The 23,168-nt window shown below is 68.3% G+C and carries 25 protein-coding genes; 9 read left to right on the top strand and 16 right to left on the bottom strand.

Annotated features, from left to right (window positions below):
- From KBC94_RS04590 to KBC94_RS04550, 9 genes are all read right to left on the bottom strand, one after another.
- A partial coding sequence (locus tag KBC94_RS04590) for a GTP-binding protein (protein WP_294366786.1) occupies positions 1-145 on the bottom strand: 145 nt, incomplete at its 3' end.
- A gap of 261 nt (positions 146-406) precedes the next feature.
- Complete coding sequence (gene fusA, locus KBC94_RS04585) at positions 407-2,509, bottom strand: elongation factor G (protein WP_294366754.1); 2,103 nt, start codon at positions 2,507-2,509, stop codon at positions 407-409.
- An 83-nt stretch (positions 2,510-2,592) separates the two neighbouring features.
- A complete protein-coding gene (rpsG, locus tag KBC94_RS04580; RefSeq protein ID WP_017759705.1) occupies positions 2,593-3,063 on the bottom strand; it encodes a 30S ribosomal protein S7 in 471 nt (156 codons plus the stop codon).
- 167 nt (positions 3,064-3,230) lie between these two features.
- The gene (gene rpsL / locus KBC94_RS04575) at positions 3,231-3,608 is read right to left on the bottom strand and encodes a 30S ribosomal protein S12 (protein WP_017759704.1); all 378 of its coding nucleotides are present in this window, start codon (positions 3,606-3,608) and stop codon (positions 3,231-3,233) included.
- A 252-nt stretch (positions 3,609-3,860) separates the two neighbouring features.
- On the bottom strand, positions 3,861-5,021 hold the full coding sequence (locus tag KBC94_RS04570) for a D-alanyl-D-alanine carboxypeptidase family protein (RefSeq protein ID WP_294366741.1): 1,161 nt from the start codon (positions 5,019-5,021) through the stop codon (positions 3,861-3,863).
- A 180-nt stretch (positions 5,022-5,201) separates the two neighbouring features.
- Positions 5,202-5,837 carry an alpha/beta fold hydrolase gene (locus KBC94_RS04565; RefSeq protein ID WP_294366740.1) on the bottom strand — a complete coding sequence of 212 codons (636 nt, stop codon included), beginning with the start codon at positions 5,835-5,837 and terminating at the stop codon, positions 5,202-5,204.
- Between the two features lie 74 nt (positions 5,838-5,911).
- Complete coding sequence (locus tag KBC94_RS04560) at positions 5,912-6,241, bottom strand: (2Fe-2S) ferredoxin domain-containing protein (protein WP_294366738.1); 330 nt, start codon at positions 6,239-6,241, stop codon at positions 5,912-5,914.
- A 12-nt stretch (positions 6,242-6,253) separates the two neighbouring features.
- Entirely contained in the window at positions 6,254-7,366 is a 1,113-nt protein-coding gene (locus KBC94_RS04555; protein ID WP_294366736.1) for a VanZ family protein, read from the bottom strand.
- A gap of 12 nt (positions 7,367-7,378) precedes the next feature.
- Entirely contained in the window at positions 7,379-7,795 is a 417-nt protein-coding gene (locus KBC94_RS04550; RefSeq protein WP_017759699.1) for a CopD family protein, read from the bottom strand.
- Positions 7,796-8,085: 290 nt separating this feature from the next.
- Between KBC94_RS04550 and hemB the strand changes: the two genes are divergently transcribed.
- Positions 8,086-9,087, top strand: a complete 1,002-nt coding sequence (hemB, locus tag KBC94_RS04545; protein WP_294366733.1) for a porphobilinogen synthase — start codon at positions 8,086-8,088, stop codon at positions 9,085-9,087.
- A gap of 22 nt (positions 9,088-9,109) precedes the next feature.
- The gene (locus KBC94_RS04540; protein WP_294366731.1) at positions 9,110-10,228 is read left to right on the top strand and encodes a magnesium transporter CorA family protein; all 1,119 of its coding nucleotides are present in this window, start codon (positions 9,110-9,112) and stop codon (positions 10,226-10,228) included.
- A gap of 106 nt (positions 10,229-10,334) precedes the next feature.
- On the opposite strand, the gene KBC94_RS04535 is transcribed toward KBC94_RS04540, so the two are convergent.
- Entirely contained in the window at positions 10,335-10,694 is a 360-nt protein-coding gene (locus KBC94_RS04535) for a DUF4148 domain-containing protein (protein WP_294366729.1), read from the bottom strand.
- A 222-nt stretch (positions 10,695-10,916) separates the two neighbouring features.
- On the opposite strand from KBC94_RS04535, the gene KBC94_RS04530 reads away from it, so the two are divergent.
- The gene (locus tag KBC94_RS04530) at positions 10,917-11,912 is read left to right on the top strand and encodes a LysR family transcriptional regulator (protein ID WP_294366727.1); all 996 of its coding nucleotides are present in this window, start codon (positions 10,917-10,919) and stop codon (positions 11,910-11,912) included.
- A 69-nt stretch (positions 11,913-11,981) separates the two neighbouring features.
- Here KBC94_RS04530 and KBC94_RS04525 read toward each other — a convergent pair whose 3' ends face one another.
- Positions 11,982-12,665: a dienelactone hydrolase family protein gene (locus tag KBC94_RS04525; RefSeq protein WP_294366726.1), complete on the bottom strand. Its 684-nt coding sequence runs from the start codon at positions 12,663-12,665 to the stop codon at positions 11,982-11,984.
- Positions 12,666-12,820: 155 nt separating this feature from the next.
- On the opposite strand from KBC94_RS04525, the gene KBC94_RS04520 reads away from it, so the two are divergent.
- Positions 12,821-13,570, top strand: a complete 750-nt coding sequence (locus KBC94_RS04520) for an SDR family oxidoreductase (RefSeq protein WP_294366724.1) — start codon at positions 12,821-12,823, stop codon at positions 13,568-13,570.
- A 24-nt stretch (positions 13,571-13,594) separates the two neighbouring features.
- Positions 13,595-14,239: a MarC family protein gene (locus tag KBC94_RS04515; protein ID WP_294366784.1), complete on the top strand. Its 645-nt coding sequence runs from the start codon at positions 13,595-13,597 to the stop codon at positions 14,237-14,239.
- Here KBC94_RS04515 and KBC94_RS04510 read toward each other — a convergent pair whose 3' ends face one another.
- From KBC94_RS04510 to KBC94_RS04490, 5 genes are all read right to left on the bottom strand, one after another.
- The gene (locus KBC94_RS04510) at positions 14,240-14,836 is read right to left on the bottom strand and encodes an ABC-type transport auxiliary lipoprotein family protein (protein ID WP_294366722.1); all 597 of its coding nucleotides are present in this window, start codon (positions 14,834-14,836) and stop codon (positions 14,240-14,242) included.
- Positions 14,837-15,003: 167 nt separating this feature from the next.
- Complete coding sequence (locus tag KBC94_RS04505; RefSeq protein ID WP_294366720.1) at positions 15,004-15,969, bottom strand: MlaD family protein; 966 nt, start codon at positions 15,967-15,969, stop codon at positions 15,004-15,006.
- A 17-nt stretch (positions 15,970-15,986) separates the two neighbouring features.
- Positions 15,987-16,778: an ATP-binding cassette domain-containing protein gene (locus tag KBC94_RS04500; protein WP_294366718.1), complete on the bottom strand. Its 792-nt coding sequence runs from the start codon at positions 16,776-16,778 to the stop codon at positions 15,987-15,989.
- On the bottom strand, positions 16,775-17,926 hold the full coding sequence (locus KBC94_RS04495) for an ABC transporter permease (RefSeq protein WP_294366716.1): 1,152 nt from the start codon (positions 17,924-17,926) through the stop codon (positions 16,775-16,777). The genes KBC94_RS04500 and KBC94_RS04495 overlap by 4 nt, the downstream gene beginning before the upstream one ends.
- A gap of 175 nt (positions 17,927-18,101) precedes the next feature.
- Entirely contained in the window at positions 18,102-19,064 is a 963-nt protein-coding gene (locus tag KBC94_RS04490) for a LysR family transcriptional regulator (protein ID WP_294366715.1), read from the bottom strand.
- A gap of 112 nt (positions 19,065-19,176) precedes the next feature.
- Here KBC94_RS04490 and KBC94_RS04485 point away from each other — a divergent pair, with 112 nt between their 5' ends.
- The 4 genes from KBC94_RS04485 (at position 19,177) to KBC94_RS04470 (ending at position 23,121) form a co-directional block, all read left to right on the top strand.
- On the top strand, positions 19,177-20,694 hold the full coding sequence (locus KBC94_RS04485; protein ID WP_294366713.1) for a CoA-acylating methylmalonate-semialdehyde dehydrogenase: 1,518 nt from the start codon (positions 19,177-19,179) through the stop codon (positions 20,692-20,694).
- A 59-nt stretch (positions 20,695-20,753) separates the two neighbouring features.
- On the top strand, positions 20,754-21,080 hold the full coding sequence (locus tag KBC94_RS04480) for a hypothetical protein (RefSeq protein WP_294366710.1): 327 nt from the start codon (positions 20,754-20,756) through the stop codon (positions 21,078-21,080).
- Positions 21,077-21,379, top strand: coding sequence for a type II toxin-antitoxin system RelE/ParE family toxin (locus KBC94_RS04475; protein ID WP_294366708.1), 303 nt, complete (start codon positions 21,077-21,079; stop codon positions 21,377-21,379). Before KBC94_RS04480 ends, KBC94_RS04475 begins: the two co-directional genes overlap by 4 nt.
- Before the next feature lie 62 nt (positions 21,380-21,441).
- A complete protein-coding gene (locus KBC94_RS04470; protein WP_294366706.1) occupies positions 21,442-23,121 on the top strand; it encodes a GMC family oxidoreductase N-terminal domain-containing protein in 1,680 nt (559 codons plus the stop codon).
- Positions 23,122-23,168: the final 47 nt, after the last annotated feature.

The raw sequence follows: 23,168 nt of genomic DNA, 5'->3' as shown, positions 1-23,168 counted from the left end.
CGTCGTACTTCTTGGCTTCGCCGCCGAACTTGGCCGACAGCACCGTGGCGATGGCCGCCGTCAGGGTCGTCTTGCCATGGTCCACGTGACCGATGGTGCCCACGTTCACGTGCGGCTTGGTGCGTTCGAACTTACCTTTTGCCATTTCTCAACTCCAAAAAGAGCAATGCCCGTGTGGTGGTTTTACGTCTGCACCGCATTGCTTGATCCTTCGCCACGGGCAACGAAGGGCATGCGGTCGCAGACAGATGAGGGGCCCTGGCCCGCACATGGCCTCTTTTGATCGAGGGGCCGTGGAGCAGGCCATACCGGCAGCACTCGCGGAACTGGCTTTGCAAAGCCGCAGAGTGCGCCCCCCGAAAGGGGGTTGCCGGCGCGGACGAAGTCCGCAGAGGCTGGGGCGGACTTACTTCGCGCGGGCAGCGACGATGGCTTCGGACACGTTGCGCGGAGCTTCGGCGTAGTGCTTGAACTCCATCGTGTACGTGGCACGGCCTTGCGACATCGAGCGCAGGGTGGTCGAGTAGCCGAACATTTCGGACAGCGGGACTTCGGCCTTGATGACCTTGCCGCCGCCGACCATGTCGTCCATGCCCTGCACCATGCCGCGACGGGACGACAGGTCGCCCATCACGTTGCCGGCGTAGTCTTCGGGCGTCTCGACTTCCACGGCCATCATCGGCTCGAGGATGACGGGGCTGGCCTTACGGGCCGCTTCCTTGAAGCCGAAGATGGCGGCCATCTTGAACGCCTGCTCGGACGAGTCCACGTCGTGGTACGAACCGAAGGTCAGCGCGACCTTGACGTCCACCACCGGGAAGCCGGCAAGCACACCAGTGTTCAGCGCTTCGATCACACCCTTTTCCACGGCCGGGATGTACTCGCGCGGCACCACGCCGCCCTTGATCTCGTCCATGAACTCGAAGCCCTTGCCGGCTTCGTTGGGCTCCAGGCGGAACACCACGTGACCGTACTGGCCCTTGCCGCCCGACTGGCGAACAAACTTGCCTTCGACGTCGGACACCGACTTGCGCACGGTTTCGCGGTAGGCCACCTGGGGCTTGCCCACGTTGGCTTCCACGCCGAACTCGCGCTTCATGCGGTCCACGATGATTTCGAGGTGCAGTTCGCCCATGCCCGAGATGATCGTCTGGCCGGACTCTTCGTCGGTGCGCACGCGGAACGACGGATCTTCCGACGCCAGGCGTTGCAGCGCCAGGCCCATCTTTTCCTGATCGGCCTTGGTCTTGGGCTCCACGGCCTGCGAGATCACAGGCTCGGGGAAGACCATGCGCTCCAGCGTCACGATGGAATCGGGATCGCACAGGGTCTCACCCGTGGTCACGTCCTTCAGGCCCACGCAGGCGGCGATGTCGCCGGCGCGGATCTCTTCCACTTCCAGGCGCTCGTTGGCGTGCATCTGCACGATACGGCCGATGCGCTCCTTCTTGCCCTTGACGGGGTTGTAGACGGTGTCGCCCTTGGAGAGCACACCCGAGTACACACGCACGAAGGTCAGCTGGCCGACGAACGGGTCGGTCATCAGCTTGAACGCCAGGGCGGAGAACTTCTCGCCGTCGTCGGCCTTGCGGCTGGTTTCCTGCTCGTCCTCGTCCGTGCCGGCGACCGGGGGAATGTCCACGGGCGACGGCAGGTAGTCGATCACGGCGTCCAGCATGCGCTGCACACCCTTGTTCTTGAACGCGGTGCCGCACAGCATCGGCTGGATCTCGGTGGCGATGGTGCGCTGGCGCAGGGCGAGCTTGATCTCGTCCTCGGAGAGGTCACCCTCTTCCAGGTACTTGTTCATCAGCTCTTCGTTGGCCTCAGCCGCGGCCTCGACCATCTTCTCGCGCCATTCCTTGGCGGAGGCGACGAGGTCGGCCGGGATGTCCTGGTATTCGAACTTCATGCCCTGGGAGGCTTCGTCCCAGAGGATGGCCTTCATCTTCAGCAGGTCGACCACGCCCTTGAAGTTGTCCTCGGCGCCGATCGGGATCACGACGGGCACAGGGTTGGCCTTCAGGCGCAGCTTCATCTGGTCGTAGACCTTGAAGAAGTTGGCGCCGGTACGGTCCATCTTGTTGACGAACGCGAGACGGGGCACCTTGTACTTGTTGGCCTGGCGCCAGACGGTTTCCGACTGGGGCTGCACGCCGCCCACGGCGCAATACACCATGCAGGCGCCGTCCAGCACGCGCATGGAACGCTCCACCTCGATGGTGAAGTCCACGTGGCCGGGGGTGTCGATGATGTTGAAGCGGTGTTCCGGATAGGACATGTCCATGCCCTTCCAGAAACAGGTGGTGGCGGCCGACGTGATCGTGATGCCGCGCTCCTGCTCCTGCTCCATCCAGTCCATGGTCGCCGCGCCATCGTGCACTTCGCCGATCTTGTGGTTCACGCCGGTGTAGAACAGGATGCGCTCGGTCGTGGTGGTCTTGCCGGCGTCGATGTGGGCCGAGATACCGATGTTGCGGTAGCGCTCGATGGGGGTCTTGCGTGCCATGAGAAAACTCCTTTAACGGCATAGAGCCCGCCCGCCGGTTGCGGCGGGTCGGGCTCCAAGCCTCTGAGATATGGGGACGAAAATCAGAAGCGGAAGTGGCTGAAGGCCTTGTTGGCCTCGGCCATGCGGTGCACTTCGTCGCGCTTCTTCATCGCACCGCCACGGCCTTCGGTGGCCTCGAGCAGCTCGTTGGCCAGGCGCATGGCCATCGACTTCTCGCCGCGCTTGCGGGCGGCTTCCTTGAGCCAGCGCATCGACAGGGCCAGACGGCGCACGGGACGCACTTCGACGGGCACCTGGTAGTTCGCGCCACCGACGCGGCGCGACTTCACTTCGACCATCGGCTTCACGTTGTTGATGGCCGTGGTGAAGATTTCGAGCGGATCCTTGCCGCTCTTCTTTTCGATGGTGTCGAGGGCACCGTAGATGATGCGCTCGGCAACCGCCTTCTTGCCGCCTTCCATGATCACGTTCATGAACTTCGACAGCTCGACATTGCCGAACTTGGGATCCGGCAGGATTTCACGTTTGGGGACTTCGCGACGACGTGGCATGTTTCAAACCTCTTTGCTTCAGTTGGCACCGCCTTCCGGCACTGCCGCGAGAGCCAGCAGGACTCTCACTTACTCGACCCGCACAGACCTCTGCGCTTGGGGTCACTACGTCCGGACGGCCCGCCAAGGCTGCCGAACACCGAATGATCCGCAGATCAGGAAGACGATCAGGCCTTCTTGGGACGCTTCGCGCCGTACTTGGAGCGGGACTGCTTGCGGTCCTTGACGCCTTGCAGGTCAAGCGAGCCGCGCACGATGTGGTAGCGCACACCGGGCAGATCCTTCACACGGCCGCCGCGCACGAGCACCACCGAGTGCTCCTGCAGGTTGTGGCCTTCGCCACCGATGTAGGAAATGACTTCGAAGCCGTTGGTCAGGCGCACCTTGGCGACCTTGCGCAGTGCGGAGTTCGGCTTCTTGGGCGTCGTGGTGTAGACGCGGGTGCAGACACCGCGACGTTGCGGCGAGTTCTGCATGGCCGGGCTCTTCGACTTGGTCTTCTCGACCTCGCGACCCTGGCGCACCAGTTGGTTGATGGTTGGCATGGATAAATGGTCCCAAAAATCCCCTGAAGCCCCGTGACAGGCAGACCGGCTCGAAGAACCGGCGGGAAAACGACAAAAACGTGAACCCCTTCGGAAAATTCCGAAAAGCCCTCGATTCTAGCGCGGCCCGCGAAGGCTGGCAACCTGCGGGAGCAGGGCATCCTGCCCGAGCCGGACGTTCAAACCCACATTAACAGGCACCTTGGCGCGCCGGGGCGCCGAAACTCCGGCCGGCGCTGCGTGCGAGGCGGGTTACTTGATCCAGAGGCGGATCGCATCCCAGGCCCGGCCCAGGACACCCGCCTGCTCGACAGGCTCCAACGCCAGCAGCGGCACCTCGGTCACCGGCTGGTCCACCAGGGATATCTTCAGCCGGCCGACCACTTGGTTCTTCGTGAAGGGCGCGACTAGCGGATCCGGACGCACCACTTCGGTCTTGACCTTGTTCGCGGAGCCAGACGGCACGGCCACGACGATCGGCTCAGGACGGCCGAGCTTGAGCGTGTTTTCCTTGCCCTTCCAGACCGCCGGCGTGGCGACGGGCTGGCCGCCATCGAACAACTTGACGGCGTCATAGGCCGTGTAGCCCCAGTTCACCAGCTTCTGCGACTCGTTGGCACGGGCGTTCTCGCTGTTCGTGCCCAGCACGATGGACAGCAGCCGCCGGCCGCCCGCTAGGTTGGGGAAGTCGCGCTTGGCCGTGACGATCATGCAATAGCCGGCGGCTTCGGTGTGGCCGGTCTTCAGGCCGTCCACCGACGGATCGCGGAACAGCAGCAGATTTCGGTTGGTGTCGTTGGAGGCCGGCGTGCCCGGGTAACGGTACTTCTTGATCGAGTAGTAGTGCAGGTACTCCGGGAAGTCCTTCATCAGCCGCGTCGCCAGGATGCTCAGGTCGCGCGCGGTGGTGGTGTGGCCGGGCGCGGTCAGGCCTTCGGGGTTGCGATAGCCGGTGTTCTTCATGCCCAGCGCCTTCGCCTGCTCGTTCATGAGCCGCACGAAGTTCTCAGCCGAACCGCCCACGCCCTCGGCAAGCGCCATGGTGGCATCGTTGCCCGACTGGACGATCATGCCCTTGATCAGGTCGTCCACTGGCACCTGCATCTTGGGGTCGATGAACATGCGCGAGCCGGGCATCTTCCAGGCGCGCGTGCTCACCGGCAGGGTCTGGGTCAGGCTGATCTTCTTGGCCTTCAGCGCGTCGAAGACCAGGTAGGCCGTCATCAGCTTGGTGAGCGAGGCCGGCTCGACCGGCGAATCGATGTCCTTCTCGGCCAGGATCTGGTTGGCCGTCACGTCCAGCAGCAGATAGCTTTTGGCAGCGATTTCGGGCGGGATGGGAGCCTGGGCTCCGGCCAGCGTGCTCACCGTGGCGGCCACGACGAGAACCAGCGATCGAAGAAAACGGATCATGCGTTGGAAATGGGAAGCGTCCGAAGACGAAGGAAACGAAGGGCGGGAAGGTGTGGGCGGTCGGTCCGGCGGGCCATGTCGCCGCACCAGGGCGCATCACGGCCGTCGCCGACGACGGCCCTCGGCATGGAAACGGCCCGCCCGTCTTCATGACACGGCACAGGCCGATTGGTTCACATCTCAGTCTGCAGACGACAGATGCCGCACCACCAGCGACTTCAGCAACGGCAATTGTCCGTGAAAGAAATGCCCGCCCCCGGGCACCACCGTGATCGGCAGCGCCTGCGGGCGCGCCCAGTCCATGACCGCAGCGAGCGGCACGGTGTCGTCCTGCTCGCCGTGCACGACCAGCGTGCGCTCGTGCAGCGCCACCGGCAGGGTCGCGACCTGGAAGCGCGAGGCGGCTGTGCCGACAAGGACCAGCCGGCGGATGTCGCGCTCGCCGTCGAGCCGGGCTGCGGCCTGGCTGGCCACGAAAGCCCCGAAGGAGAAGCCGGCGATCGCGAGCCGCCCTTGCGGCGCCAGTTCCCGCACGACCTGCAGGAAGTCATCGGTTTCCCCCCGCCCCTCGTCGTGCACGCCGGCACTGCCACCCACACCACGGAAGTTGAAGCGGATGGCCGTGTAGCCGCAGGCCACGAAGGCCCGGGCCAGGGTCTGGACCACCTTGTTGTCCATCGTCCCGCCGAAGAGCGGATGCGGATGGGCGATCACGGCGACACCGGCATCCGGGACACCCTCGGCACCGCGGTCGCGCAGCACCTCGATGGCACCGGCGACGCCGGCAAGACTCAGTCGTTCGGTCTGTGCATTCATGTGAGCAATCGGGCCCGGCCGGCAGACGCACAGCCCCGGGCGGAAGAGGAACAGGCGGCCGATGCAGGGTCGGTTCAGCGCCCCACGTCAGGGGGAAGCACGAGGCGCTCCACCACCTCGCCGCGCTTGAGGTGGGAGTCGACGATCTCGTCGATGTCGGCCTTGTCCACGAAGCTGTACCAAGTGCCTTCGGGATAGACCACCGCCACCGGGCCGCCGGCGCAGCGGTCGAGGCACCCCGCCTTGTTGACGCGGACCTTGCCCGGCCCGGCCAGGCCCTCCTTCTTGACCCGGGACTTGCAGTGGTCGAAGGCCGACTGCGCGTCGTGCGGGGCGCAGGAGTCTTCGCCAGCCTTGCGCTCGTTCAGACAGAAGAAGATGTGGCGGGCGTAGTACTGCGGCATGGTCGGGCGATTCTAGGAGCGGCCTCGCCGGCTCAGGGCGTGGAGCGAATAGCCCATGGCAGCAAAAGGCCAGAGCCAGCCCAGCCATTGCGCCAGGCCATGAAAGCGGATGAATCGGCCCTGCTCCCAGGTGGCCAGCGTCTGCGCGAAGTAGGCACTTTCGGGCGCCTGGTTGAGCAGGCCCAGATGCAGGCCCAGCGCGAGCAGCATCAGGCCCATGGTCAGGCGCCGGCGCGCGGCGACCAGCCCCCCAGCCAGCAGAAGGGCGAGGCCGATGCCCACCTGGACAGGCAGGCTCAGCCAGGCCCAGGCATGCTCCGGCCCATAGCTCAGCGCAGCGGAGAGCGCGCTGGCACCCACGCCCGCCACCGCGACGATGGCGAGCATCAGCAACCGGGCCGGACGCGAACGCGTGATGGAAAACGCCAACAGGCAGGGCACGAGCAGCCCCAGCATGGCGCACAGCATCTCCGCCGCAGGCACCAGCGGTTCGAGCTCGAATTCGCGCATGGGCAGCCAGTCGAGGAAGGGCGTGTCCACCAGCCAGTCGGCCACGGCCGCTTCCAGCCGCTCGAAGACCTGACCCAGCCCGAAGGGCACGGCGGCCGGGAAGAGCAAGGCGACTGGCCACAGCGCCAGCAGCACCAGCGCCCCCCGGGCTTCGTCGATGAACCAGGCTTCGCGCAATCGGCTCCACCGCTCCAGCAGGCCGAGCCTGACCAGCGCCGCAGCGATCAGCGCGCCAAGCAGCGCGCCCACGGCGTTCAAGCTCAGGTCCACGTTGGAGGGAATGCGCGAAGGCAGGTAGCTCTGCAGCGTCTCCATGACCAGCGACAGCAGCAGTCCGGCCACGAAGGCGCGGCCGGTGGCCGTCCAGCCGCCGGTGGCCACGCCACCGCGCAGCACAGCCGTGGCCACGAGAAACCCGAAGGGCACGTAACCCGCGACGTTGATGCCGAGGTCGAAGCCGGTCCAGTACTTGGGCCAGGGCGCGCTCAGGAAGGCCCAGGGCGCGATGCCCTGATCACGCCACTGGTCGAAGGGATAGAGGCTCGCATAGACGATCAGCGCCGCATAGGCCAGCGCCAGCGGAAGTGCCGTCGTCTTACGCGCTGCGGCCGTCACCGGGCCGGCCGCTCAGAAGGGCTTGACCACGGCCAGCACCACGATGGCCAGCAGCAGCAGCACCGGCAGTTCGTTGAACCAGCGGAACCAGCGGTGACCCAGGCGGTTGGTGTCGGCCTCGAAGCGACGCAGCAGGCGCGCGCACACATGGTGGTAGCCGATGACCACCAGCACCAGCGCCAGCTTGGCATGCAGCCAACCGCCGCCGATGCCGTAGCCGAGCCAAAGCCAGGCTCCGAAACCCAGCGCCGGCACCGCCAGCAAGGTGGTGAAGCGCAGCAGCTTGCGCGCCATCAGCAGCAGGCGCGCGCGTTCGGCCACCGAGGAGGCGGGCACCATCGCCAGGTTGACGAAGATGCGCGGCAGGTAGAACAGGCCCGCGAACCAACTGGCCACGAAGACGATGTGAAAGGACTTCACCCAAAGCATCGGCGCAGTGTACGGAGCCCCGGCTTGGCAAGGCCGCGGACAAAAAAAAGCCCGGCGTCTTTACGCCGGGCTGGGAAGCCCTTTTGCTGTCACACATCAAGGCACCCGCTCAGGGAGGAAAAGCGGGGAGCGGCAAGCCGCTCAACACGGAATCTAACAAGATTGCCAGCCTTCTTCAACATTTGATCAAGTTTTTTTACCATCTGGTTGAGTAGTAAGAAAAAGAGCCTCATCCTGACGCTCCCTGCCAGCCCCACCAGGGCGGCGCAGGCCTGGGGCACAATTTTCGGATGACCTTCCACGCCCCCTACCCCGCCGGACGCCCGCGCCGTCTGCGCCGCGACGGCTTTTCCCGCAACCTGGTGCGTGAGAACGTGCTCACGGCGCACGACTTCATCTACCCCGTGTTCGTGCACGAGCAAACCGGGCGCGCACCCGTGCCCTCGATGCCCGGCGTGGAGCGCGTCTCGATCGACGAACTGTTGCGCGTCGGCGAGGAGGCCCTCGAACTGGGCGTGCCGGTGCTCGACCTGTTCGGCGTGCCCGATCCCACGGCCAAGACCGCCGACGGCGCCATCGCCTGGGACGAGAACGGCATCATCCCGCGCGCCATCCGGGCGCTGAAGTCGCGCTTTCCTGAACTGGGCGTGATGACGGACCAGGCGCTGGACCCCTACACCACGCACGGGCAGGACGGGCTGATCGACGAAAGCGGCTACATCCTCAACGACGAGACCATCGAGGCCCTCATCAAGCAGTCGCTCGCGCACGCGGCCGCGGGCGTGGACATCCTCTCGCCCAGCGACATGATGGACGGCCGCATCGGCGCCATCCGCTCGGCGCTGGAGGCCAACGGCTTCATCCACACGCGCATCATGGCCTACAGCGCCAAGTACGCCAGCGCCTTCTACGGCCCCTTCCGCAGTGCCGTCGGCAGCGCTGGCAACCTGGGCAAGGGCAACAAGTACACCTACCAGATGGACCCAGCCAACACCGACGAGGCCCTGCGCGAGGTGGCCATGGACATCGCCGAGGGCGCCGACATGGTGATGGTCAAGCCCGGCATGCCCTACCTGGATGTCGTGCGCCGGGTCAAGGAGACCTTCCGTGTCCCCACCTTCGCCTACCAGGTCAGCGGCGAATACGCCATGCTCAAGGCCGCCGCCCAGAACGGCTGGCTGGACCACGACGCGGTGATGATGGAGAGCCTGCTGGCCTTCAAGCGCGCAGGGGCCGACGGCGTGCTGACCTACTTCGCCCTCGACGCCGCGCGGCTGCTGCGCGCGGCCTGAGGGCGTCGGCGACAGCGCTGCGATGCGGGTCCTCGACATCAACAGCGTGCAGGCGCGCGAGTTGCCGCCCTGTTCCGCGCACACGCTGCCCGAGCCGCCGGCGCCCGGGCACTTCTACTGGCTCTCGGTCACCCGGGCCGAACTGCGCGAGGCCCTGCCCCCGTTGCAGACCTGGCTGCAGGCCCTCACCGGCGTGCGGCTGGTCGACCTGCATGTGAGCGACCTGCTCAACGAGCACCTGCCTTCGCACTACGACGCGACGTCGGCCTACGACGTGCTGGTCCTGCGCCGGCTGGCCAGTGCCCCGCCGGGCGAAGCCACACCCGAGACGGCAGCGCCGGCCCTGCGCAGCGGCCCGCCGGTGCTGCGCCACATCGACACGCGGCCCGTGGGCTTCGTCGTCTTCGAGCGCCTTCTGCTGACCGTGCATCCCGAGGACGGAAGCGTGCGCGATGCCGTGGCCGAACGCCTGATGACGGCCGACGCCCAGCCGCTGGACGTGCGCGCGGTCTCCAGCCGTCTGCCCGCCGGCCCCGCCGACCTGATGCTGCGCGTCGCCAACCAGATCGTGGACGGCTACCTGGCCCTGCGCCGCGAGCTCACGCGCCAGCTGGACCATTGGCAGGCCGAGCTGATCGATCCCAAGACGCGCTTCACCAACTGGGGGGCCTTGATGCAGGCACGCCAGGGCCTGCATCACCTGGACGAGATCTGCGAAGACCAGCAGACGGCCGTGCAGGACTGGATCGACACGCTGGAGGCGCTCCCGGTGCCCGACGAGGCCGGCGCACGCCGCGATCACGAACTGCTGCTGGTGCGCAGCCGCGACGTCCTGGAACACATCGAGCGCGTCGTGCGCCATGTGCGGCGGCTGGAGCAGAACGCCGAACTGGCGGTGCAGCTGCACTTCAACGTCCAGAGCCACCGCACCAACGACATCATGCGGGTGCTCACCGTGCTGACCGCCGTCTTCCTGCCGCTGAACCTGATCGCCGGCATCTTCGGCATGAACTTCGAGTTCATCCCGCTGGTGCATGCGGCCGACGGCTTCTGGGTGGCGCTGGTGGCGATGGTGCTGATTGCCGCAGCGCTGGTGGTCGTGTTCTGGCGCAAGCGCTACCTCGCGCGCACCACGCACTGAGCAAGGCAGCGCACCCCAACGCCGAAGGGCCGGACACGCTCATCGCGCATCCGGCCCTTCGGTGGAAGCAGCCTGCCGCGGGGGCGGCAAGCCTGTCCTGGGAGTCTTAGAACTTGCTGGCGCCGGTGCTGCGGGCAGCGGCATCGACCGGGTTGGCCAGCGTCGAGACGACCTTGCTGTTGAAACGCGAACCGCTGCTCACGTTCTGGTCGGGCGCGTAGGCGGCGCGCACGGCTTCGGCCTGCACGGTGGCACGGGGTTGCGACACGGCCACGGTTTCGGCGCCGCGCGAGCCGCGCACCACGTTCTGGTTGGCGGCCTGGGCGGCAGCAACGGCCTGGGCCTGGACGTCGGTGCGGCTGAGGGCCGACACCGGCGCTTGCACGCCTTCGTAGGTTTCGGCCTGGGCGCCGGCGATGGCGACGAAGGACAGTGCGGCGGCGGCGAGGATCTTCGATGCGTTCATGGTTCAACTCCTGACATTTGACGGAACGCGAACGAAGCTCCTTTTTTGGAAGCACTCACACCCTGTGGCGCCTTGCTTTCGTCCGCCGGACCCGCAAATCGCTGAGCCCGTGGAACGAATTGTGTCGTTACGACTCCGTAGAAACCCGGCCTGTCGAGAACCACGCTGTTCGCGTATTTGAAACAATGATGGCCGCTTCTTCGTACCCACTCCGCACGCGCCATGGACAGCCTCGATCTCCTCCGCACCTTCCGCGAAGTCGCGATGCAGGGCAGCTTCTCCAAGGCGGCCAAGCGGCTGGGCCTGTCCAAGGCCACGGCCAGCAAGTACGTGGCGGAGCTGGAGACGCGCTTCGGCGTCCGCCTGCTCAACCGCTCCACCCGCTCGGTCAGCCTGACGGATGCCGGCTCGTTGCTGCTGGAGCGCAGCCAGCCGGTGATGGAGATGGTGGAACTCACCCAGGTCGAGCTGCAGGAACGGGCCAACCAGCCGCGCGGACGGCTGCGCATCGCCGCCCCGGTTGGCATGGCCAGTGGCGACCTGCCGAACCTGCTGGCCGAGTTCCTGGGCTACTACCCCGACGTCAACATCTCGCTGCAGTTGACCAACCAGGTCGACCTGGCCGAGGAGGGCATCGACGTGGGGCTGCGCTTCGGGCCCATCGAGGACGAGAACCTGATCGTGCGCCGCCTGCTGTGCATGCAGATGGTGGTGTGTGCCTCGCCTGTGTACTGGCGCAAGCATGGCATGCCGAAGCGGCCCGAGGAACTGGCCGAGCACACCGCGCTGACGCTGGTGCGGCAAGGCATCGACCCCACTTGGCGCTTCGAAGAGCGGGGGCGCAAGATCGACGTGCCGGTCAAGAGCCGGATGGAGGCGTCCGAGGCCGGACCGCTGATCCACGTGGCCATGCGAGGACTGGGCGTGATCTACGTGCCGGCCCTGGTGGTGCAGCCGCACCTGGACCACGGCGAACTGGTGCCCGTGCTGGGCGAATTCAGCCGAAAGGACATGTGGCTGTCCGCGGCCTACCTCCAGCGGCGCCACAACAGCGCGGCCCTGCGGGCGCTGCTGGACTTCCTGGAATCGCGCATCGGCCCCAAAAGCAACTACGCCAAGCGGCAGGCGCAGTGCCAGGCCCTGCAGAAGGAGGCCGAGGGCAAGGCCACCGACAAGACCGCGAACCCGGCCGCCCCCGTCGCCTCTGCGGCCGCCTGACGGCGGCCTCCCCCAGCCAGCTGTGGACCATCGGCGGAAGCGGCCTCGGAGGGCCCGCTTCCGCGCGCGTCAGCCGACGTGCTTGGCGAAGAAGGCCAGCGTGCGCTCACGCGCCAGCTTGGCCGATGGCGCGTCGTACGAGCCGCGCTGGTCGCAGTTGAAGCCGTGGTTGGCCTCGTAGATGTGCACTTCCACCTCGGGATGCGCCTTCTTGAAGGCTTCCACGGTCTCCAGCGGGATCCAGTGGTCCTGCTTGCCGAAATGGGCCATCACCGGCACCTTGGGCTGGCGGGCCGACTCCTCGGGCGCGGTCATGCCGCCACCGTAGTACGGCACCGCGGCCGACAGGCCGGCCAGTTCGCTGGCACCGCGCCAGGTCAGCAGACCGCCCCAGCAGTAGCCCACCAGGCCGACCTTGCCGGCCCGGCCGGCATATTCGATGGCGGCCTGGATGTCCAGGAGCACGCCGGGCGCAGGCAGTGCTTCGACGGCCGTCTTGAGCTCGAAGCCGGCCTTCATGTCCTCATCCGTGTAGCCCAGCTCCACGCCCTGCTTGACGCGGTGGAAGGTGGCGGGCGCCACGGCCAGGTAGCCCTCGGCCGCGTAGCCGTCGGCCACCGAGCGGATGTGCGAGTTCACGCCGAAGATTTCCTGCACCACCACGACGGCGCCCTTGGGCGTGCCGGCGGGTTCGGCCACGTAGGCGGGGAAGGTGAAGCCATCCTTGGCGGTCAGGTCGATGAATTGGCCCATGGGGTCTGCTCCTTTGGGTACAAACGGGGGGGTTGGACACGTGCGGCCAGTCAGGCGTCAGGCCGCCGGCAGGCACCGGCGGCGCGCCGCCACCAGCGGCCGGGCGCGAGTTTCACCCGAATCCTCGAACCACGTCGTCAGAGAAGGAGTCGACCTTGGAATCCGGAGTGCTCTTGGTCACCGGCGCGAGCCGCGGCATCGGTGCCGCCGTCGCGCTCGAAGCGGGCCGCCGCGGCTGGGCTGTGGCGGTCAACTACGCCAGCCAGTCGCTGGCTGCGGACGAAGTGGTCCGCCGCATCCGCGAGGCAGGCGGCCGCGCCATGGCCGTGCGGGCCGACGTAGGCGACGAAGCCCAGATCGAGGCCATGTTCCGTCAGGTCGACGCCAAGTTCGGCCGGCTGACCGGGCTCGTCAACAACGCCGGCGTGGTGGACGTCCAGGCCCGCGTCGACGAGATGCAGGGTGCGCGGCTGGAACGCATGTTCCGCATCAACGTGACCGGCAGCTTCCTGTGCGCACGCGAGGCGGTGCGGCGCATGAGCACGCGCCATGGCGGCAGCGGCGGCGCCATCGTCAACCTGAGCAGCGCGGCGGCGCGCCTGGGCTCGCCCGGCCTGTACGTGGACTACGCCGCCAGCAAGGCTGCCATCGACACCATGACGCTGGGCCTGGCACGCGAGGTGGCGGCCGAGGGTGTGCGGGTCAATGCAGTGCGGCCAGGGTTGATCGACACCGAGATCCACGCTTCCGGCGGCCTGCCCGACCGGGCCTTCCAGCTCGCAGGCACCGTGCCGATGCAGCGCGTGGGCACGGCCGACGAGATCGCCGCTGCCGTGTTGTGGCTGCTGTCGCCCGAAGCCAGCTACACCACCGGCGCCCTGCTGGACGTGACGGGCGGGCGCTGAAGGATGACCGGCATGGGCCACTCGATGGACCTGATCAAGCCACTGATCACGCTGCTGGCCATCGTGAATCCGCTGGCGATCGTGCCCTTCTTCATCCACTACACGCAGGGCTACAGCGACCGCATGCGCGAGCGCACCGCGCGCGTGGCGGCCTTCAGCGCCTTCGTGGTGATCGCCGTGAGCGCGCTCATCGGGCTGCAGCTGCTGTCCTTCTTCGGCATCTCGATCGCGAGCTTCCAGGTGGGCGGCGGCATGCTGCTGCTGATGAGCGCGCTGAACATGCTCAACGCGCAGCCGGCCGAGGCCAAGACCAGCAAGGAAGAGATCCGTGCCACGGAAGTGAAGGCCTCGCTGGGCGCCTCCATCGCCGTGGTGCCGCTGACCATTCCGCTGCTGACCGGGCCGGCGACGATGTCGACCATGGTGATCTATGCCGAGAAGGTGCAGCACTGGTGGCAGATGCTGGTGCTGGTGGGCTACGGCGCGGTCATTGCCCTGGCCACGCTGCTGGCGCTGCTGATGGCGGAACCCATCGCGCGCGTGCTGGGCAAGACCGGCATCAACGTGATGACGCGGCTGATGGGCCTGATCCTGGCGGCGCTGGCGGTGGAGGTGATGGCCGACGGGCTGGGCAAGCTGTTCCCCGTCCTGGCCCGCGCCGCGCCCTGATCAGCGACGGCTGTTGACCCAGCGGACCATGTCCGCGATCACCTCGTCGCTGGCCGACGCCAGGGCCCTGGCGCCACCCGCCGCATCGGCGGTGGCGGCCGGCCTCTGCACGACGAACACACGCTGACCCAGCACCCGCTCGCCCGTGGGCGACAGCGACAACAGCGTGGCGCGCACCCGCACCAGGCCGCTGCTGGCAGTGGGCGACGCAAAGTAATGACTGAATTCGTCGAGCGAGATGCGCAGCACCTCGCTGCTGCGGCCCTCGCGCGCCAGGTTGCCGGCTTCGAGCGTCCCGAGCACGGTGCGCTGCTCGGCGAGGGCATCGCGCAGCCGCTGGCGGAAGAGCTGCAGCGGCGGCTGCGTCCAGCGCGCGGTGGCGTAGGGCCGCAGCGCCTGCGCGTCCTCGTAACCCAGCCGGTAGTTGAGGGCCGTGCCTTCCAGGCGCGAAGCAGACGTATCCAGGTCGGCCAGCGTGATCGGTGGCAGTGCGGCCGTGGCTGCGGATGCCGTCACGGCAGGAGCCAACGGGCCGGGGCCGAAGTCGTAGCTGATGCTGCGCTGAGGCTTGTCGGGCAGCGCGCTGCAGGCGGTCAAGGCCAACGCCACGGCAGCGAGCAGTGCGTGGCAGGCGGCGCTCGCGCGACGTGTGATCCCGGCGCCAGGGCCTTGTGGCTCGGAAGCGCGGTTGCGACGCGGCACGAGGGCGACATCGGACAGGGAACGACGGTGGATCGGGCGGGACATGGAAACGCTCCTTCGCATCAGCGGCCGGCCGCCGCAGGCACCGGCGCCACGAAGCCGGGCTCGCCCGGGCCGGGCGCCGGCACGCCCGTGCCATAGATCAGCGATTGCGGACTGTCGGCAATGGTGTCGGCTACGCGGCCGAGGCGGCGAGCCGCCAGCGAGGTGTCGTCGGCCGCGCGATTCAGGCGCGGCAACGTGGTGGCATTGACCGACTCCAGCGTCTGCTGCAGCGCGGCCGTGCCGCTGCCCAGTCGGGCCAGCGCGCCGTCCTCGGCATTCAGGCGCTGCAGCGTGGCGTTGAGCGACTGCGCCGCCTGGCCGAAGTTCTGCGCGGTGCCGCGCACGGTCTGCGCCAGCGGCGGGATGGCGGCCAGCGCCGGATCGACCCGCGTGCGCAAGGTCTGGTCGAGCGTGCGGGTGAGGTCGTTGGCATGGGCCGTGACCTGCGCGATGTTCTCCAGCGCCTGGGCGATGCGCTGCTGGTTCTGGTCGCTCAGCAGAGCGTTGGCGCGGCGCGTGGCCTCTTCCACCTGGTTCAGGATCGCCTCCCCGCGGCCCTGCAGCTGCGAGAACATGGACGGGCGCAGCGGGATCTGCGGCGGGTCGTCGTTGTTGGGCAGCAGCGGCTCCTGCGATTCGCCCTTGTCGTCCAGCGCCACGAACGCCAGGCCCGTCACGCCCTGGTAGCTCAGGCTGGCGAAGGTGGACTTCGTGAGCGGCACCCGCTCGTCGATGGCCAGGCGCACCCGCACGTTGCCGCGCTTGTCGGGGTCGAAGTCGATGCTCGCCACCTTGCCGACCATGATGCCGCGGTAACGCACCGCCGCCTGCGGCTGCAGGCCGCTGACCGCGTCGCGCGTGCTCAGCTCGTAGGTGTTGCGCACCGTGCTGTCGCGGGTGAACCAGAGCACCAGCGCCACCAGCAGGGCCAGCATGCCGAAGACGAAGGCACCGGCGGCCAGGGCATGGGACTTGTTTTCCATGGTGTTCCTCTTCCCGTTCAGGATGGCAGGGCGAGCGCGGCGCGATGGCCGCGTCCGCCCAGGAAGTACTCGCGGATGAAGGGATGGTCCACCGCCATCACCTCCCGGGCGCTGCCCAGGGCGATCACGCGCTGGTCGGCCAGCACGGCGATGCGGGTGGACAGGTCGAACAGCGTGTCCAGGTCGTGGGTGACCATCACCACCGTCAGGCCCAGCTCGCGGTGCAGGCCGCGCAGCAGCTCGCAGAAGCTGTCGGACGCGGCGGGGTCCAGCCCGGCGGTGGGCTCGTCGAGCAGCAGCAGCGGCGGGTCCATGATGAGCGCGCGCGCCAGGGCCACGCGCTTGATCATGCCGCCCGACAGGTTGGCCGGCATCTTGTGCGCATGCTCCGGGCCCAGGCCCACCATCTGCAGCTTGACCAGGGCGGCATCGCGGATCAGCTCGTCGGGCAGCAGCTTGAGTTCGCGCAGCGGGAAGGCAATGTTTTCCAGCACGCTGAAGGCCGAAAACAGCGCCCCATGCTGGAACAGCATGCCCACGGCAGCGGCGCCGCGCGCACTCAACTCCGCGGGCGGCGCGCCCAGCACCCGCACCGTGCCACGCGTGGGCGCCTGCAGGCCCAGGATCTGCCGCAGCAGCACCGTCTTGCCGGTGCCCGAGCCGCCCACCAGCGAGAGGATCTCGCCGCGCCGGATGTCCAAACCCAGGTCGCGGTGCACCACCTGCACCTGGCCGCGCCCGCGTGGGAATTCCGTCCACAGGCCGCGGATCTCGACCACGCTGTCGCGCTCATGCAGGCGATCGATCATCGGAAGCCCACCCCGCGGAACAGCAGCGCGAAGAGCGCGTCGACCAGGATCACCATGGTGATCGCCGCCACCACCGAGGCGGTGGTGCGACGGCCCAGGCTCTCGGTGTTGGGCTCCACCCGCAGGCCGTGGTGGCAGGCGATGAGGGCAATCATCACGCCGAAGACCGCCGACTTGGCCAGCGCGATGTACAGGTTGACGAAGGGCACCGCACGCGGGAGCTGCTGCATGAAGAACACCGGGGCAATGTCCAGCGCCGACCAGGCGGCGACCATGCCGCCCGCCAGCGCCGACAGCGAGGTCCACAGCGCCACCAGCGGCATCACCACGGCCAGAGCCAGCACGCGCGGCATGACCAGGCGGTAGCCGGGCGGAATGCCCATGACGCGCATGGCGTCCAGCTCTTCGGTCACGCGCATGACGCCGATCTGCGCCGTGATGGCGGAGCCGGAGCGGCCGGCGACCAACACCGCTGCCAGCACCGGACCCAGTTCGCGAAGGATGGACAGGCCCAGGATGTTCACCACGAACGACTCGGCACCGTAGTTGCGCAGCTGGTTCGACATCAGGTAGGCCAGCACCACGCCGATCAGCAGGCCGACCAGCGCGGTGATCGGCAGGGCCGTGGCGCCGATGCGGTAGAGATGGCCCGAGAAGTCGCGCCAGGGTCCGCGCTGCGGCGCGCGTACCAGCCGCAGCAGGTCCAGCGCCAGCTGGCCGACCAGCAACAGGGTCTGGCGGCCCAGGCGCAGCAGCGCCGGGCCCTGCGCCAGCAGGCGCGCCGGCCAGGCGGCCCAGCCCTGCGCGGCGGGCGGGGGCAGCGGCACGGTGTACTGCGCCACTTGGTCGAGCACGGCCTTCTGCGAATCGCTGAGCTGGAGCTGCGCCGGCCACTGGCGGCCCCAGTGGTTCCAAAGCAACTGGGCGCCGACATGGTCGAGCTGCTCGATGCCGCGCAGATCCCAGCCGCCGCCCGTGCCGGCTGCCTCGTCGAGGCAACGCTCCAGCGCCAGCCACTGCTCGCGCGAGGAGAAGGCCAGCACCGTCCACCGCCCCGTGGGCGCCCACGGTCCATGCTCCTCGGCCTGGGCGCGGTCCACGCGCGGCCATGCGTCGTCGCTTGGAAGCTGGATATGGGAGGAGGGCATTCGTTGGCGGTGTGCCCGACCGTGGACCGGCCGGCGGCGGGCAACCGGCGAATGCTACCCGCTGACCCGCCACTGACGCTTGACCGCACGGGGCGCGATCGGCAGTGGGGCCACTCCCACAAACCCTGGCACAGCGACCGGCGGACAGGCCGACCGCGCCCGCCCGGCGCTTCCCTCAAACCGACGATGGCGCCGGCGGTGCGTGCACCGAGAAGCCGTCCGCAAAGGCCCCCCGAAGCCAGGCGACGAAGGCCGCGACCGCACGCGGCACATGCGGCGCGTAGGGGCGGATGGCGAACAGCTGCTCCGCGAAGGCACCCACCGGCTGCCAGGCAGGCAGCACCTCCACCAGCCGGCCGCTGCGCAGGCCCTCCTGGGCGCTGAAGTCGGGCAGGAGCGCGATGCCCAGGCCCGCGGCGGCAGCGTCGCGCAGGGCCTCGCTGTTGTTGGCCGCAAAGGGGCCGGCCACCGGCACCGTGATGCGCTCGGTGCCGGCCGCCGCCGGTCGGGGCAGGAAATGCCAGGCGGGCTGATCCTGGCGCGGGTAGTACAGGCAGTCATGCCCGCCCAGGTCCGCCGGTTCGCCCGGCTCCCCGCGCTGGCGCAGGTAGGCGCGACTGGCCACCAGCAGGCTGCGGGTCTGGCACAGGGGCCAGGCCACGTGCGTGTCGGGCGGGGCGGCGCTGTGCCGGATCGCGAGGTCGAAACCTTCCATGGCCAGGGCGCTCAGGCGGTCGGAGAGCTCCAGCTCGATGCGCACCTCGGGATGGGCGCGCAGGAAGTCGGCCAGCCGCGGCACCAGTTGCTGGCGGGCCAGCGCCACCGGCGCCGTCACCCGCAGGCGGCCGCGGGGCAAGCCGGCCAGATCGCGCACGCCGGCGAAGCTCTGGGCGATGGCGTCGAACGCGCTGCGCGTCTCCTCCACCAGCCGCTGGCCGGCCTCGGTGAGGCGCACGCTGCGGGTGGTGCGCTGCACCAGGGGCACGCCGGCCTCGCGCTCCAGCTCGGCGATGCGCTGACTCATGCCGGCCTTGCTCACGCCCAGGCGGCGGGCCGCGGCGGTGTAGCTGCCCTGCTCGGCCAGCACGGTCAGCCAGTGCACATGGGCCCACAGGCCTTCGATCTTCGAATGATCCATGGCCTCATTGTTCAGGCAATTGAACAATCAATTCAACCGCCGCGCCTAGGCGTCGCGGAAACGCAGTCCTAGACTGCCTGCCACTTTCCTCCCTCCACGCACGGAATTCCCGATGAAGAACAACATCGCCGCCATCGACCACTACATCCACGGCCAGGTCGTGGCCAACACCTCCGGCCGCACCCAGGACGTGTTCAACCCTGCCACTGGCGCACTGACCGGCCGCACCGGTCTGGCCGACGTGGACCAGGTCAATGCGGCCGTGGCCGCGGCTCAGGCCGCCTTTCCGAAGTGGGCCGACACGCCGCCGATCCGCCGCGCGCGGGTGATGTTCAAGTTCCTGGAGCTGCTGAACCAGCACCGCGACGAACTGGCCCACCTGATCACCGCCGAGCACGGCAAGGTGTTCACCGACGCGCAGGGCGAGGTCACGCGCGGCATCGACATCGTCGAATTCGCCTGCGGCATCCCGCAGCTGCTCAAGGGCGACTTCACCGAGCAGGTTTCCACCGGCATCGACAACTGGACCCTGCGCCAGCCCCTGGGCGTGGTCGCCGGCATCACGCCCTTCAACTTCCCGGTGATGGTGCCGATGTGGATGTTCCCGGTGGCCATCGCCGCCGGCAACACCTTCGTGCTCAAGCCCAGCCCGACCGATCCCAGCCCCTCGCTGCGCATCGCCGAGCTGCTGAAGGAAGCCGGCCTGCCCGACGGCGTGTTCAACGTGGTGCAGGGTGACAAGGCGGCCGTTGACGCGCTGCTGACGCATCCCGACGTCAAGGCTGTGAGCTTCGTGGGCTCCACGCCCATCGCCAACTACATCTACGAGACGGGCGCTCGCCACGGCAAGCGCGTGCAGGCCCTCGGCGGTGCCAAGAACCACATGGTGGTGATGCCCGACGCCGACATCGACCAGGCGGTGGACGCGCTGATCGGCGCCGGCTACGGCTCGGCCGGCGAGCGCTGCATGGCCATCAGCGTGGCGGTGCTGGTGGGCGACGTGGCCGACAAGCTGATCCCCAAGCTGGTCGAGCGCACGAAGACGCTGAAGGTGCTGGACGGCGAGAACCTCGAAGCCGAGATGGGCCCGATCGTCACCCGTGCCGCCCACGAGCGCATCAGCGGCTACATCGCTCTGGGTGAGCAGGAAGGCGCCAAGCTGCTGGTGGACGGCCGCGGCTTCGACGGCAAGAAGGCCGGCGAGGGCTGCGACGGCGGCTTCTGGCTGGGCGGCACGCTGTTCGACCATGTCACGCCCGAGATGCGCATCTACAAGGAAGAGATCTTCGGACCGGTGCTGGGCTGCCTGCGCGTCAAGGACCTGGCCGAGGCCGTCGACCTGATCAACGCCCACGAATTCGGCAACGGCGTGGCCTGCTTCACCCGCGACGGCAACGTGGCGCGCGAATTCGGCCGCCGCATCCAGGTCGGCATGGTCGGCATCAACGTGCCGATCCCGGTGCCCATGGCCTGGCAGGGCTTCGGCGGATGGAAGCGCTCGCTCTTCGGCGACATGCATGCCTATGGCGAAGAGGGCGTGCGCTTCTACACGAAGCAGAAGTCGATCATGCAGCGCTGGCCGGAGAGCATCGGCAAGGGCGCCGAGTTCGTGATGCCCACCGCGAAGTAGGGTTCAGGAGAGGCGGTGTTACCATGGTGTTACCCCATCGAGAACGATTGGAAAACGCCATGAGCACCACCTCTTTGAAGCTGCCCGAGGACCTCAAGCAGACGATCCAGCAGTTCGCGCAGGAAGACCGTGTATCGGCCCATGCATTCATGGTCCGGGCGCTGGAAGAAGAAGTGCGCCGCCGCACCCGACGCGCTGCCTTCGTCGGCCAGGCGCTGGAGTCGCTGGCCGAGGCCGAGGCCGGTGGCCCGGTCTACGACGCCGACGAGGTGTTCGGCTACCTCGAGAAGCGGCTCAAGGCCAAGGCCGCTGGTGAGGCGCCGCCTACCAGGCCGGCGCCGGTGCGCGGCGGACTGGCCGGCATGCGCCAACACAAGGCCGCATGACGCGCCTGGTCCTTGGCCCCCGCGCCCAGGACGACCTGGAGCGGCTCGCCGATTTCCTGCTGGAGACCCAGCCTGAGGAGGCCCTGCAGACCCAGTCCGTGATCCTTGACGGGCTGCGCATCCTGCAGCGCCAGCCGCACATCGGCCGCCTGACCGAAGCGCCCCTGCGCGAACTGGTCATCCACCGCGGCCGCACCGGCTATCTGGCGCTCTACCACTTCGACGAGCGGGCCGACGTGGTGCTGGTGTTGGCCCTGCGCCACCAGCGCGAATCCGGCTATCACCACGACGACCTCTAGCCGCGCAGTCCATTCCCTCCCACCCCCCGCACAAGGCCCGCCAGAGGCCAAGGAGACAACCCGTGAGCGACACCACCTTCGACTACATCGTCATCGGCGCCGGCACCGCCGGCGCACTGATGGCCAACCGCCTGAGCGCCGATCACGGCAAGCGCGTGCTGCTGCTGGAGGCCGGCCGCAAGGACGACTACCACTGGATCCATATTCCGGTCGGCTACCTCTACTGCATCGGCAACCCGCGCACCGACTGGCTCTACCAGACCGAGCCTGACGCCGGCCTCAACGGCCGCGTGCTGCGCTACCCGCGTGGCAAGACACTGGGCGGCTGCTCCAGCATCAACGGCATGATCTACATGCGCGGCCAGGCCCGCGACTACGACGGCTGGGCCCAGATCACCGGCGACGACGCCTGGCGTTGGGACGACGTCCTGCCCGCCTTCAAGCGCCACGAGGACCACTACCTGGGCGACGCCGGCCAGCCCGGCGCGGATGACCCGGAGTTCGCCCGCTTCCACGGCCACGGCGGCGAATGGCGAGTCGAGAAGCAGCGGCTGCGCTGGGACATCCTCGATGCCTTCGCGCAGGCCGCGCAGGAGGCTGGCATCCCGCACTCCACCGACTTCAACCGCGGCAGCAACGAAGGCGTGGGCTACTTCCAGGTCAACCAGAAGGCCGGCTGGCGCTGGAACACGGCCAAGGCCTTCCTGCGACCGACCTGCTTCGGGCGGCCCAACTTCGAGCTGTGGACCGGCGCCCAGGTGGCTCGGCTGCTGCTCGAATCCACGCCCGAGGGCGGCCGGCGCTGCACCGGCGCACGGGTGTGGAATGGCCGCGAGATGGTGGAGGTGCACGCCACGCGCGAGGTGATCCTGTGCGCCGGCGCCATCGGCTCGCCGCAGATCCTGCAACTGTCGGGCATCGGCCCGGCCGAGCTGCTGCGCGCGCAGGGCATCGAGGTGCAGGCCGACCTGCCTGGCGTCGGCGCCAACCTGCAGGACCACCTGCAGATCCGCGCCGTGTTCAAGATCAACGGCGCGCCGACGCTGAACGTGCTGGCATCCAGCCTGGTGGGCAAGGCGCGCATCGGCCTGGAATACGTGCTGCGTCGCAGCGGCCCCATGAGCATGGCGCCCTCGCAGCTGGGCGCCTTCACCCGCAGCACGCCCGACCGGCCCTGGCCCAACATCCAGTACCACGTGCAGCCGCTGTCGCTGGACGCCTTCGGCGATCCGCTGCACAGCTTTCCGGCCTTCACGGCCAGCGTGTGCAACCTCAACCCCACCAGCCGCGGCACGGTGCGACTGAAGAGCCCGCGCTTCGAGGATGCCCCCGCCATCGCGCCCAACTACCTCTCCACCGACGAGGACCGGCAGGTGGCGGCCGACTCGCTGCGCGTCACGCGCCGCATCGCCGCCCAGCCCGCCCTGTCGCGCTACCAGCCGCAGGAATGGAAGCCGGGCCCGCAGTACGAGAGCGACGAGGACCTGGCCCGCCTGGCCGGCGACATCGCGACGACCATCTTCCATCCGGTGGGCACGGCGCGCATGGGCGCCGATGGGGACCCGCAGGCGGTGCTGGATTCGCGCCTGCGCGTGCGCGACGGCCGCGGTGGGCGCATCGATGGCTTACGAGTGGTGGATGCGAGCGCCATGCCCACCATCACGAGCGGCAACACCAACAGCCCAACGCTGATGATTGCGGAGAAGGCGGCAGGCTGGGTGCGCGAGGCGGCGCGCGCCTGAGCGGGAGAGCAGCCGCGCTCCGCCCGCTCGTGTCAGGGGCTGCGGGC

This window comes from Pseudacidovorax sp. (assembly GCF_017991995.1).
Taxonomy (GTDB): Bacteria; Pseudomonadota; Gammaproteobacteria; order Burkholderiales; family Burkholderiaceae_C; genus Xenophilus.
Note: the sequence above shows the minus strand (reverse complement) of the source record. Positions and strands in the feature narration are given on the sequence as shown.